Annotated in this window: 13 protein-coding genes; 2 read left to right on the top strand and 11 right to left on the bottom strand. The window is 28.0% G+C overall.

Annotated features, from left to right (window positions below; all coding sequences use genetic code 11):
- Positions 1–174 precede the first annotated feature (174 nt).
- Together ymfI and Q6H37_RS06355 are read right to left on the bottom strand one after the other, a co-directional pair.
- Positions 175–918: an elongation factor P 5-aminopentanone reductase gene (ymfI, locus tag Q6H37_RS06360; RefSeq protein WP_318740133.1), complete on the bottom strand. Its 744-nt coding sequence runs from the start codon at positions 916–918 to the stop codon at positions 175–177.
- Positions 919–973: 55 nt separating this feature from the next.
- On the bottom strand, positions 974–3,040 hold the full coding sequence (locus Q6H37_RS06355) for a methyl-accepting chemotaxis protein (RefSeq protein ID WP_318740131.1): 2,067 nt from the start codon (positions 3,038–3,040) through the stop codon (positions 974–976).
- A gap of 288 nt (positions 3,041–3,328) precedes the next feature.
- Between Q6H37_RS06355 and Q6H37_RS06350 the strand changes: the two genes are divergently transcribed.
- Complete coding sequence (locus Q6H37_RS06350; protein ID WP_318740129.1) at positions 3,329–4,213, top strand: DUF2156 domain-containing protein; 885 nt, start codon at positions 3,329–3,331, stop codon at positions 4,211–4,213.
- A 120-nt stretch (positions 4,214–4,333) separates the two neighbouring features.
- On the opposite strand, the gene Q6H37_RS06345 is transcribed toward Q6H37_RS06350, so the two are convergent.
- Positions 4,334–4,705: a DUF3232 domain-containing protein gene (locus Q6H37_RS06345; protein WP_318740127.1), complete on the bottom strand. Its 372-nt coding sequence runs from the start codon at positions 4,703–4,705 to the stop codon at positions 4,334–4,336.
- Positions 4,706–4,957: 252 nt separating this feature from the next.
- The gene (locus Q6H37_RS06340; RefSeq protein ID WP_318740125.1) at positions 4,958–5,755 is read right to left on the bottom strand and encodes a hypothetical protein; all 798 of its coding nucleotides are present in this window, start codon (positions 5,753–5,755) and stop codon (positions 4,958–4,960) included.
- Positions 5,756–6,034: 279 nt separating this feature from the next.
- Here Q6H37_RS06340 and Q6H37_RS06335 point away from each other — a divergent pair, with 279 nt between their 5' ends.
- The gene (locus Q6H37_RS06335; RefSeq protein ID WP_318740124.1) at positions 6,035–6,244 is read left to right on the top strand and encodes a hypothetical protein; all 210 of its coding nucleotides are present in this window, start codon (positions 6,035–6,037) and stop codon (positions 6,242–6,244) included.
- Positions 6,245–6,455: 211 nt separating this feature from the next.
- Here Q6H37_RS06335 and trmB read toward each other — a convergent pair whose 3' ends face one another.
- From trmB to Q6H37_RS06300, 7 genes are all read right to left on the bottom strand, one after another.
- Positions 6,456–7,103, bottom strand: coding sequence for a tRNA (guanosine(46)-N7)-methyltransferase TrmB (gene trmB / locus Q6H37_RS06330; RefSeq protein WP_318740121.1), 648 nt, complete (start codon positions 7,101–7,103; stop codon positions 6,456–6,458).
- A gap of 37 nt (positions 7,104–7,140) precedes the next feature.
- Positions 7,141–7,785, bottom strand: a complete 645-nt coding sequence (locus Q6H37_RS06325; RefSeq protein ID WP_318740119.1) for a site-2 protease family protein — start codon at positions 7,783–7,785, stop codon at positions 7,141–7,143.
- A 33-nt stretch (positions 7,786–7,818) separates the two neighbouring features.
- Positions 7,819–8,844, bottom strand: a complete 1,026-nt coding sequence (locus Q6H37_RS06320) for a hypothetical protein (protein ID WP_318740117.1) — start codon at positions 8,842–8,844, stop codon at positions 7,819–7,821.
- A gap of 35 nt (positions 8,845–8,879) precedes the next feature.
- The gene (locus Q6H37_RS06315) at positions 8,880–9,887 is read right to left on the bottom strand and encodes a phosphodiester glycosidase family protein (protein WP_318740115.1); all 1,008 of its coding nucleotides are present in this window, start codon (positions 9,885–9,887) and stop codon (positions 8,880–8,882) included.
- 291 nt (positions 9,888–10,178) lie between these two features.
- On the bottom strand, positions 10,179–11,555 hold the full coding sequence (locus tag Q6H37_RS06310) for a PhoH family protein (protein ID WP_318740113.1): 1,377 nt from the start codon (positions 11,553–11,555) through the stop codon (positions 10,179–10,181).
- A 369-nt stretch (positions 11,556–11,924) separates the two neighbouring features.
- Entirely contained in the window at positions 11,925–12,587 is a 663-nt protein-coding gene (locus Q6H37_RS06305) for a Type 1 glutamine amidotransferase-like domain-containing protein (RefSeq protein ID WP_318740111.1), read from the bottom strand.
- 177 nt (positions 12,588–12,764) lie between these two features.
- Positions 12,765–12,983, bottom strand: coding sequence for a hypothetical protein (locus Q6H37_RS06300; protein WP_318740109.1), 219 nt, complete (start codon positions 12,981–12,983; stop codon positions 12,765–12,767).
- Positions 12,984–13,160: the final 177 nt, after the last annotated feature.

Here is a 13,160-nt window from a genome sequence, read left to right as displayed (position 1 = left end):
TTATTTATCAAAACTTTTCACTATTCAAATATTAATTCACAGGCTGTGGATAACTTTGTGGATAACTTGTACATAAACTGTATATAACATGTTTATCATATATAAAAATATGCCGCACCTACATTAAAACTCTTAGGGTACGGCATTGTATTTTTACTTATTTCACCATGTTAGTTAATTCATTCCACCATCTATTGTTATTATCTGTGCAGTAATATATTTTGCAGCGTCACTACACAAGAAAACAACAGTTTTACCTATATCTTCCCCCTTGCCAAACTTACCTATAGGAATCTCTTCCTCTAACGCTTCTCTTTCTTCTTTATTTAGAAAACTATTCATTTCTGTATCTATAACACCTGGTGCCACTGCATTTACTCTTATATTGGAAGGTGCCATCTCCTTTGCTAAAGCCTTTGTAAATAAATTCACAGCTCCCTTAGAAGCAGAATATATTACCTCACAAGATGCTCCAACATTCCCCCACATAGAAGACACATTTACTATACAACCAGCTTTTTTACTAACCATATATGGAATAACATTATGAGAACAATTGATAACTCCATTTAAATTAACATTAATAATTTTTTCCCACTGCTTTTCATTCATATCCATAAAAAGGCCTATATATGAAACTCCTGCATTATTAATCAATATATCTATTTTTCCAAAATGTTCTATTGCACTATTTATAAGCATTTTAGCTTGTTCATATACACTAACATCTGCTTTTACTATAATAGCAGCTCTACCAATTTTTCTAATTTTCTCTAAAGTCCTTATAGCTTCTTTTTCATTACTAGTATAATTTATTACTACAGATGCTCCTGCTTTAGCTATTTCTAATGCTATACTTCTTCCTATGCCTCTAGAAGAACCTGTAACTACTGCCACTTTTCCTGTTAAACTTTCCACTTCTGAATCTTCACTCCCTTAGTACAAAATTACACTTGTACCATTATACCACTACTTAACTTTCTTTACATAACTTAATCTTAAATTCACTTATGGATTGTAGTAATTGTTCTGCACCTTGTGCATTTTTACTTGATTTATCGCATATATGCAAATTTTCTTCTTTAAGGTTTTCTATATTATCCACAATATCAGTTGATGCATCTGCACATTCACCCATGGACTCTGTCAAAGTTTTCATGTTCACTGTCATTTCTTCTATTGAAACATAAATATCCTGTAATAATAAATTAAATCCTTCTATTATACTTTGAAATTTACTTCCATCATTTTTATAATCATCACTTACAACCATAATTTTATCATAACTTTCTAATATCTCGTTATCTATAACATTTAAAATAAACTTTGATGACTCAGAAAGCTTTTCTACTGAATTTAAAACATTTTTTACATTTTCCTGTATATCTTGAACTACGCCATTAGATTGCTCTGCTAATTTTCTTATTTCATCTGCTACTATTGAAAACCCTTTTCCATGTTCACCTGCTCTTGCAGCTTCAATGGCAGCATTTAAAGCTAATAAATTTGTCTTTTTAGATATATCTTTTATGACTTCTGCCATTGTAGAAATATTTTCAACAACCTTTGTGTTCTGTAATGCTGCATTTAATTTTTCTTTTGATTCAGAATAAATATCTAAAATTTTAGTTCTAGAGTTTTCGGTTTCATTCTTCATTGAATTTGCTCTACTTTTTATACTATTAGCCAACTCTAAACCATTTTTCGCTTCCTCTACAGTATTATTTATTTCATCTTCTATATTTAAAGACTTACAAGCTAATTCTTCGATATATGCAGAAGCTTGCTGCATATTAGCTGAAATTTTATTAGATTTATATGAAACATTTTCTACATGCTTATGTATTTTTTCAAACATATTATTTATATCATTTGTAGATTTTAAAGTATCTTTTCCATTAAGCTTCACAGAATATATAATCTTTTCCACATTATTTATAGCTGCATTTAATGAATTAGCTACTTGTCCAAATTCATCCTTTCTAGCTATGCTTATTCTATGACTTAAATTACAATTTGATAATTGTTCTGCATATTTTTTTATTTTTAATAGTGGTAGTTTTATAGACCTTGATATTATAAAACCTACTGCCATACCAATTAATATAAATAGTATAGTTATAATTATAAATTTATATTTTAATTCATTGGCTTCATTAAATATTTCCTGTTTAGGTATAGTTAATGCCATAGACCACTGTGTATCTGGAACAGGAGCATAGGACATAAACATTTCTTTCCCATCCTTAATATAATATCCAGAACCTTTTTCTGCTTTTATCATCTTACTTTCTAATTGTGCTAATGGCACTAAACTTTTATCTTTATTAGCATTTTTAATAGTATTATCCTTGCTTAAAACTAACTTTAAATCTTTATGTGCAACTTTAGTACCTTCTTTATTTATTATAAAGCTGTATCCACCGTTACCTACCTTTGTTTTTTGAACTATTTCATTTAATTTCTTAGTAGTCATATTAGAAAATAGAGACCCTATTACTTGTCCACTTTCATTTTTTATAGGTACTGCTATGGCTATAATTTGTTCCCCTTCTACATTTGTAACTGGGTCAGATATGGAAGTTTTACCTTCTAATGCTTGTTTTAAATACAAGTTATTTGCTGAAGAAAGATCAGTTTGAGTTTTTCCTCCATCTGCCAAATGGGTTAAACCATCATGTTCAATTATATTTAAATTTATATATCCTAAATCTTTAGCTTCTGATAAAAGTATAGGGCTTTGTATTTGAATATTCATTGATTTAATTTCTGGTCTAGAAGCTATTTCATTCATTACTCTAATATCCTGTTGAATAGTTGAACTTACAAGTGCTGAGCTATCATAAGCTTTGGATTCTAAAAAAGATCTAATAGTATATTCCAAACTATTATAAGAACTACTATATGAAACATAACCTAAAATTCCACATACAAGTATAAGCAATACAGTTATTTGCATCATTATTTTAATTCCAACACTGTTTATAAAATGGATTTTTACGATATTGTTTAGCTGTAATTTAGTTGAAATGTTTTCCATAATTATCCTCCTCAACATTAACATTAAGTAATATTTCCCTTAATTATTTTACTATTAAAAAGCAATAATATTATCAAATGACAAATACTTTAACCTGTTTTTAACACTACCACATAATAAATTAACATAATTTTAACTTTATGCTAAAAATAATTAATTTATAATATTAATATCATATTTAAATATAAAAATACTGTTTGATAAATAGTATTTTTATAATATAATATTTATATAAGCAAATAATATTCAATATTATTTAATATTAATTTTTATAGAAAGGATGTATATATGCTTAATTTTAAACCCCTATCTCTAGAAGATAAGGAACTATTTGATAAATACTTAAAACCATACTCATTTGAAACCTGTGAATATTCCTTTACAAATCTTTTTATATGGCGAAAAGCTTGTGATATACAATATGCTATTTATAAAGATGTGATAATTATTAAAAAAATGGACTTTGATGGAAGTTATCATTTTATGCAGCCTATAGGCTATAAAAAAGAAGCTTTAAAAGAAATAGTTAATGTTTTGTTAGAACTTAGATCTTCATATGACCTGAGTTACCTTTTTAAAGATGCAGAACAACCATTTATAGATGATCTCTTAAATGTTTTTGGTGACACTTTTGTTATAGAGGAGGATAGAGATAATTTTGATTATATATATGAAAGTGAAAAACTTATAAGTCTTTCTGGAAAAATTCTTCATAAGAAAAAAAATCACTATAACTATTTTGTAAAAAATTATGATTATAAAATTTCTGAAATGACTCATGAACTAATACAACCATGCATAAAAGCTGCTCGTGAATGGTGTCACAAGCATATATGTAAGGGATACCTTTTATATGAACTCAGATCTATAGAAGAATTGCTAAAAAATAGTGACAAATTAGATTTTATAGGAATGGTTGTTCATGTTAATGATAAATTATCTGCTTTCACTATAGGAGAAAAAGTAAGTGAAAATATGGGAATAATACATATTGAAAAAGCAGATTCAGATATAAGAGGTCTCTATAACTTTGTCAATAAGACCTTTATAGAAAACTACTTTAGCCAAATTCCACTCATAAATCGTGAACAGGATTTAGGAATTGAAGGCCTAAGACAAGCAAAATTATCTTATTCTCCTGTTGAGCTTGTTAAAAAATTTAATGTAAGTTAATCAGTGCCATTTTGCTTAGAATGAAAAAAAGCATGAAAGAACATAATCTTTCATGCTTTTTTTATAATTGTTTTTATTGTATTTCTACCATTGCTAATATCCCTGCTTGATATTTTCCAATTATAATCTTCTTGTACTAAATAATTCATCTACCACTTTTTGTGCAAATTCAGCTACTTCTACCCTGTCTTCTTCATTTCCTTGATACATTGGTGGTAAATTATTTATTCTACAAAGTCTGTTAATAATTTTAATATTAGATATTAGATTATCATGTGCATTACTTCTTTGTTTGTCAAGTTTCTCAATATATTCTCTATACTCATTATCTTCTTTACTATACTTTCCAACCATTATTCCTACTTCTAACACATTAACTCTTCTTAAATAATCCCCAGCAGAGTCTATCAATTCTTCCATCATATCTAAACATTCACAATCCTCAGTTTTAGAAATAACTCTAATAAATTCATTAATTTTTTCTCTAAACATAGTACGTTAACCCCCATTTTATATTTTGTATACAATAATATTATTTTAGCACAAAACATAACACTTTTACAAATTATTCCAAAACAAATGTAAATGAATCTTCTTTTCTTACTATTTTATCCGATCGCTATCATTGCTAATACCCCACTTCTTCAAGTTAGGGATAAGCACTGCTACGCGCCTGGATAAGTTCTTCTAAGACTCAGATGTAGGGAGTATTCCTCACAAGCAAACTCCACCTGAGTCTAAGAATCACTTGATACTAATAAGAATTAAACTTACTAAAAAGGTTATTGTAGAAAGTATTACAGATATCATTAGAAATCCTGTTATTAAAATATTATACTTTATTAAATCAATAGCCAAGATATATTTTGTTAAATTTAAAGCATTTAGTATTAATAATATTATAAATATAACACATAATCCTCTGGAAGCTCCCTTTATGTCTGCAGAACTCAAAGATATATGTGAGGATATACATATAGATATAAACAGAAATACATAAAAATATGGATTTTCAAAATTCTTTAAAGAAAAAATAACTTTTATTAAACCCAAGTAAGAGTTTATTATTCCTTCAATTATACTTTTGTTTAATACTGTAATATGCAAACTTCTAAACAATATATTAATAAAACTGTTATAAGCTCTTGGTATTATAAATTTCATCAAACCAATTATAGAAAAAACTCCTCCAAATATAGGTGCTATACCTATAAAAAAATTTCCTATCTGCTGATAAATACTGTTTTGATTATAACCATGTTGTACATATCCCATTACGCCATTCTCATCTGGTTTTTGAAGCAATTTAATTTTAGTAATTTTATGCCCAAATAATACCGCAAAAATAGCATGACTCAACTCATGTATTGGAACGCCAATAAACCCTGTTATCATTACTGCATTGCTTCCAAAACTCTTTTGAAAGTTTTTTATTGAATTATTTCTTAGTACCCCAAGGATCAATCCAATTAATATAATCATACCTGTCAAATAAAATGTTTCTACAAAAGTTCTTCCTAATATTCTCATTATAAAATCCATAACTAACCATCACCTTCCAATACTACAAAGCTATACTAAATAAATAATTTAAATAAAAAAACACATGTTTGTGCCATTATTTACACTAAAAATACTATAAATTTCGCTATTTATTTTAACACATTCTTTCTATTTATAAAAATAAATATTGATGATAATTATATAATTTTCTATATTAAATAAGAAATTTTTTTATTTCAATTTTATAACTTTACATTGCAAAAATTACTCTTATACTTTTCTTTAATATGTACATTCTATAAAATGAGGTGAATATAAATGAAAGAAAATCAAAGTAAATTAACTAATAAAAATAAAATAGGTTTTACAACAGAACAAAGTGTTTCTCAAACTGATTCTCCTATAAATGGAATGTCTACTGAAGAACTATATAGACAAAAGGAAGCATATGATGCTAAATTTACTCTTTATAAAGGCTCAATACTTCCAACTGATACCTATAAGGATAGTTTTGGCAATCGGAAATAGTAACTTTATTATTTAAGTGACAAAACACCTTATGCAGTTTCAATTATAAACCAATACTGCTGACAAAACATATCTTGTTAGCAGTATTTACATTTAAATTTACTGTGAATATCAGCAAATAATTTTTCTTTAAAAATAAAAACACATTAGAGAACAAGCTTTGATCTCTAATGTGAATTATTTAGTTTAAAGCTATTTATACTTCCAAAATCTATTCACTGGCTACAGCAAGCTTTGCTAATAAAAACATAGTTTTCATTCCCAAAGAAGTAAATTTACTCTCATACTCTGTAACTATATTTTCCTGAAAATCGCTATTATGAAGATCATAAGTTATATATTCAATATTAAAACCATTTTCCTTAAAGTAAACTTGAGAATCCTCAAACAAATCTCTGTCATCAGTTTTAAACCATATTTCACTTTCAGGTTTTAAAAATTGCTTATATTGATTTAAAAATCTTGTATGTGTAAGTCTTCTCTTATTATGTCTATCCTTTGGCCATGGATTGCAAAAATTTATATATATCCTGCTTACTTCATTTTCATCAAACATTTCTGAAATATTTGTTATATTAGATGGAATAATTCTAGCATTAGTAAGCTCTTCTTGAATTAGTTTTCTTAAAGCATATATTAATACTTCATCTTTTAAATCTATCCCTATATAATTTATATTGGAATTTTGTTTTGCATGTTCGCATAAAAAAGTTCCTCTTCCACATCCTAATTCTAAATATATAGGATTTTCATTCTTAAATTCTTCTTTCCACTTTCCTTTATACTCTTGCGGATTTATAACAGTTAAAGGACTTTGTTCCATCTCTGGTCTCGCCCACCATTTTTTCCTTAGTCTCATAAAAATTCCTCCTGATGTATCAACATAGCATTTTGTTTTATATTATAACATTAGCAATATGCATAAATGCAACATATAAAAGTCTTGATGGTATTCCTACTACATAAGTTGCTATAGGTGTTACTATAATTACTAAAAGTATAATCATTTGATATCTATATAATGTATCTGATATTTTATAATAGTAACCAGGAAATAAATCCCTTAAAATATGAAATCCATCCAAGCCTGGTATTGGTATAAGATTAAAAATAAAAAGCATACAATTTATACTAACTATATATGAAATTATTATTGAAAGTATATCATATAATCCCGAAACATTACCTAATGAATTAAATCCATACTTAGATAATAGCGCCATAAGTATTGCTCCTATGAATGCCACTACTAAATTTGCTAATGGACCAGCAATAGATACTTTCAAATCATCTTTATACCTATTTTTAAAAGCTGATGGATTTATTTGAACAGGTTTTGCCCATCCAAAACTCACTATTAATATCATTAAAAACCCAATTATATCTATGTGTACAAATGGATTTAAAGTAAGTCTTCCTTGAAATTTAGGAGTTTTATCTCCTAATTTATCTGCCACTATGGCATGAGCGTACTCATGAAATGTAAATCCTATAAGTATAGCTGGTACCACAAGTATCTTAGTTAACAACCAATTATTCAAATTTAATCATCCCTCCTTTAATAGAAAAACTATCTAATTAAATAAAGTTTTTACAAGTTTTCCATCACTTATTGATATAACTCCTCCATTATACATTTGTACAAAAGTACCTGCATAATTATATTGTTTTCCACTTGAAAATTCTTTTACAACGCCTTTAAGACTATCATTAACATAAACTTTTCCTTCTCCAGTTATATATATATTATTTTTATCTACAGTACTGCCTAAATCTATAGTTTGGAATTCATTTCTGCCTTCTTTTACAGTTCCGTAAAATATTTTAGTAACTTTATCACTATTAGTTTCTCCTATATATACATTGTCATTATCATCTACACCTAATAAATTTGGATTACTTACGCCACTTATATCCAAAGGTTCATCTTTATCAGTCATATATATTCTACTGTGAGTTAAATCTTCATATATTAATTTGTCCTCATGTGGAAGTACTCTTATACTTCCTATTTGATAACTTCTTGTTTCAACCTTTTTCATTTCCTTCATTATATTAACCCAATATATACTGCTGCGCTTTCCACTATTAGCCACCTTAACATATATGACATTAGTAAGTGGTGATGCTTGTATATCTTCAACTTCTGATTTTTTATCAGCCCAATCTAAATCTTTAATATCTTCTTTCAAACCTTTATCAACATCATAATAAGCTAATTTCAAATTTGATTCTTCATTTGAACTTTCCTTTTCAGCTATAAGCATTCTATTTCTATCAGAAAGCCATTTATAAAAAGATACCTTTATTCCACCTTCAAATTCTACGCTTTTTTCTTCCCCTGTTAAAGTATTTACTACTTTCAATACATCTCCATCATAATAAGCCACAAACTTTCCATCAAATGATATATTTGTGTTTTTTGCATTATCTGGTATGTTAATTTTAATATCTGGTTTTTTATTGTCACTTTTCACTACTTTCTTAGTTTTGATATCTGTGCTTGATGCAAATAAGTATTTATTAGCATAAAAAAGTCCTGCACACTGTAGTGTTAATGATATCATTATCCATATAAGAATTCTTACGAAAATCTTCATTGAGCACTCTCCTTCTAATACTTATCTAGTGTACTTTAAGGTTTAACATAAACAGCAGAAGGTACAGATCTTTCTCCTAAAGGGTCACATGGATTGTTTATTACTTCACCTTCATGGTACATAGTTGACGAAGAACCTCCATCCAAGTTTGTAGCATTTAATGCACCGTATTCAAGCATTATATTCTGAACATCTTTTAACGTTGCACCTACGCTTTTTGCTTGTCTTCCGTCTATAACTAAAAATAATATAGATCCATCTTTTCTCTGTCCTATGGCAGTTCTTGGAGCTACTCCCCAACCACCATCACCAGACTTTATAGTTCCCTTACCGTTTACAACCAATGCAGGACCAAAAGAGATAGCATCCGTAACACCCAGAGACTTCATTTCTGATAAACTGTGTGAGCCTACCAAAAGCTCTCCTTTACTAGTCATTGCCATTACTTCCATTGCCTTATCTTCATCTGATACGTCATTATACACTTCTTTTCCATCACTCATAAGTATTCCAACAGGTTTTCCACCAGTCCCTGTCCACTTACTATCACCTGAGGAACTATCTGTAAATCCACCACCATTAATTGCTGCTACAGCATTATTATCCTTTGCTATTTGGCTAGTTAACTCACCAGCTACACCCAACTTTTTGCTATACCCTACTTTTACTCTTGTAGGATCGTGAATAATAAGCATATATCCGTTAAACTTTCTTCCATCACTAATTTCTTCTCTTTCTATGCTGCTATCATGATTATTTTCAAACTTTAATTGAGAAACATTATCTTGCTGAATATTGTCTATAGTATTTTCTCCTAAAATTTTATTAATTTCATCATCAGATAAAAAAAACTTAGCAATATATTGATGACTAAGTGTTGTCATTGCAGATTCAACTACAGTCTTTTTTACATTTTGAAATGGCCCATAAAATATTAAAAGAGGAGCAGTTATTCCAGTAAATAATACTTCAAATATTATAAAACCTACAACCAACTTCCAAATGGATTTACCCCTTTTACCATTTGTTTTTCTTTTGTCCATATACAAAAACCTTTCCTTTCTAAAATTACATCTCTCAATATTGTACAATAAATGATATATTTTTTAAATAGAAATAATTATAAATAGATCATAAAAGATGTTAATAAAAATTAAATTTTGAATATGTTAAGGATTTTCTAAAAATTGTTCTACTTCATTCTTTATACATTCATGCCCAATTTTCAAACTATATTTATATATAAAATTATTGACATATGTTCCTATTTGAATACGTTTTAAGTGAATAAAATTTCTTATAAAAAAAGCGGATTAACTCCGCCTCTTAAATTATTATAATCTTTTTGAAGCCTCATATGATAGTGGTGATCTTTCACATTCATTGTAATTCATTGTTACTTGATAACATAAATTACTACCTTTCATTTTTTCTGAAGCATAGCAAAGTCCATTTGATCTTGAATCAAGGAATGGTTGATCTATTTGATCTGGGTCTCCTATTAATATAAGTTTTGTTCCTTCACCTACTCTTGTTATAATTGCTTTAACCTGCTTTGGTGTTAAATTTTGTGCTTCATCTACAATTACCCAGTTTTTAACTATAGATCTTCCTCTTAAATAAGCTACAGCCTCTGTAGTTATAATTCTTCTATCAAAAAGTTCCTTGATTTTATCTGCTAATTCCTTTTCGTTTTTATATCTCTGCTTTTCATTTGAATCTACTAATATTTCCAAATTGTCAAATATTGGCCTCATAAAAGGTGCTATTTTATCCTCTTCTGTCCCAGGTAAAAATCCTATATCTTCATCCATAGTAACATTTGGTCTACATACAAGAATTCTTCTATATTGATCAGTATCACACTCCATAATCTTATGAAGTCCAACCGCTAAAGAAAATAAAGTTTTAGCTGTGCCTGCTGGCCCCTTTACTATCACTAAAGGAGCTTTATCTGCATCTGTGAACAATGCTTCCATCATAAATTTCTGTCCTACATTTCTTGGACTAATACCTAAAAAAGTATTTTCCTTGCAATTCAAATTTACTACTTTGTCACCATTAAATCTTCCTAATGCTGTTTGCCTAGGATTTTCACTGCAGTGAATTATAACAAATTGATTAGTATAAAAATTAGGTACAATATATTTTCCTTGTGTTTCTTCATAACACAAAACATCCTTTATTTCTATAAATTTATTGTGATAAAATTCTGATATTTTTTCACTTGAAGCGTAAACATCAATTCTTCCTGTATATTGATCTTCATTTTCCGGTACTACCTTTTCATAAAAATCTTCCACATCTATACCAACAATATCTGCTTTAATCCTCTCAAAAGTATCTTTTGTAATAAGGCATACATCTTCTCCTTGTTCCTTAAGAGCTTTACAAATCTGTATTATTCGATTATCTGCCTTATTTTTATCCCAGCATGGAGGTATTTCTGTATCATAATGATTCATTTCTACCCTCAATTTTCCTCCTCCTGGTATATTAACTCCTTCATTAAGCTTTCCCTGCCTCCTAAGCCTATCTATAATTCTAGCTGCATGTCTAGCATTAGCACCTAAATCATTCTTTTGTTTTTTAAAACTATCCAATTCTTCTAATACTATTTCAGGTATAATTACATCATTATCCCCAAAAGTAAAAATAGCTCCTGGTGAATATAGAATAACATTTGTGTCCAAGATATAGGTTCTCTTCAAAATTACTCCTCCCTTCTCCCATTACTAATATTATATTCACTACATTTTATAAATGTATTAAAATTTATTAAAATACAATTTTATTACATTAATTTAAATAAACACCAGTGTTTTCACTAGTGCTTACCTAAAACAAAATATATCTATAATAAGGGGGGAGCCTTATTATATTTTTAAATTTTCCTCTAAGGTTTATTTCCTTAGGACAATTATTATTATATACAGTAATTGTTACGATCTTGTTTAATATTTGTTATATGTTAGTATATATTTTTTTAACATCCTATGAATAAAACACCTGGAATTAACCAAGTGCTTTATTCATAGGATATTAAAGCCTTATTTTATATCAAACAAAAAAATTCTAAACTATCTACTGAATGTATATGTATCTCCTAATAATGTAGTTACATTATTATCAATAATTATTCCTCCAGTATTTTTAATTGCATACACTGTATCTGATTTTTCGCTTAGTACCTTGTTTATGTATTTTTCCTGTGTTTCTGTCCCCTCATAATGTACTTGAATATCAAAGTTGTTAATAAAATTCAACCCTTTATTATATGAAAATTTATCATAGTCTTCATCTGGAGTAATATGATAATCTTTTATCTGAATCATTGCACCAGCACTACTTCCAATAATTATACCTTTAAAGTTTTCAATTTCATTTATTAAATCAAACTCCTTTAGCCTGTACATCATTTTATCAGGTAAGCCTCCAGTGAAAAATATTATATCACTACTTCTTATTTTATCTTTTGCACTTTCCCTAGTATCTTTAAAATAGTTTATGCATCCTATATTTTTTTCACTAACTCCATAACTCGAGAACGTTTTCTCTATAACTTTATAATGCCTTCCTTTATACTTATTAAATTCACTCTGCCACTCCATATCGCTTTTTATATATTTATCAAAAGAAAATGGAATTATTAGAACTCTATTATTAGAGTTTATATACTTTGATACCATATTTTTTGCCCATTTTTCATTGAAGTTATATAAACTAAATAACATATTTACCATTGATATTCCCCCCTGGTTTATTGAGCATGTTGTGCCATTTTTATTTAACTAATGGTTATTATATCACATTTTTTCTGTAAACTATATGAAAGATATTATATTAACAAAGGTTTCTGCTGCTGCATGAAAATATCATTTACTATGATGCAGCAGCATGTTTTTATACTCTTAAATATGCTATTTTAAAATTTTATTCCAGTCTTTTTCTCTAATGACTCCATCTGCTCCATAAATACTCCATATACCAGCTTTGACTTGCCATATCTTAACTTTTTCAACTGTATCAATATCCCATAATTCATTTTTGGGCGTTATACCTATATACCACTTTATAAACTTTGTAGCTGTAGGATTAGAAGCCCACCCTGCTCCTATAGTTGGTTTGTTAATTATCAAATTCAGAGCATTAATAATTTACTAGAATAGTTTTTGTCATTTGCTGATACATATCTGATATATACTATTTAATTTTCAATCAATTTGTGCATAATTATATTATTGTTAACTTTTTAATTTAGATTTCCAAAATAATTATTAATGTAAACATGGAGATTGAAGATATGGAGATATGTG

The sequence above is a fragment of the Clostridium sp. JS66 genome (assembly GCF_033561535.1).
Classification (GTDB): Bacteria; Bacillota; Clostridia; order Clostridiales; family Clostridiaceae; genus Clostridium_AM; species Clostridium_AM carboxidivorans.
Note: the sequence above shows the minus strand (reverse complement) of the source record. Positions and strands in the feature narration are given on the sequence as shown.

Excerpts from the sequence above, each read along its gene's own strand:
- Q6H37_RS06340 (WP_318740125.1), bottom strand. The coding sequence starts at position 5,755 with ATGGATTTTATAATGAGAATATTAGGAAGAACTTTTGTAGAAACATTT.
- Q6H37_RS06320 (WP_318740117.1), bottom strand. The coding sequence starts at position 8,844 with ATGAAGATTTTCGTAAGAATTCTTATATGGATAATGATATCATTAACA.
- Q6H37_RS06345 (WP_318740127.1), bottom strand. The coding sequence starts at position 4,705 with ATGTTTAGAGAAAAAATTAATGAATTTATTAGAGTTATTTCTAAAACT.
- Q6H37_RS06315 (WP_318740115.1), bottom strand. The coding sequence starts at position 9,887 with ATGGACAAAAGAAAAACAAATGGTAAAAGGGGTAAATCCATTTGGAAG.
- Q6H37_RS06355 (WP_318740131.1), bottom strand. The coding sequence starts at position 3,040 with ATGGAAAACATTTCAACTAAATTACAGCTAAACAATATCGTAAAAATC.
- Q6H37_RS06335 (WP_318740124.1), top strand. The coding sequence starts at position 6,035 with ATGAAAGAAAATCAAAGTAAATTAACTAATAAAAATAAAATAGGTTTT.
- Q6H37_RS06305 (WP_318740111.1), bottom strand. The coding sequence starts at position 12,587 with ATGGTAAATATGTTATTTAGTTTATATAACTTCAATGAAAAATGGGCA.
- Q6H37_RS06350 (WP_318740129.1), top strand. The coding sequence starts at position 3,329 with ATGCTTAATTTTAAACCCCTATCTCTAGAAGATAAGGAACTATTTGAT.
- trmB (WP_318740121.1), bottom strand. The coding sequence starts at position 7,103 with ATGAGACTAAGGAAAAAATGGTGGGCGAGACCAGAGATGGAACAAAGT.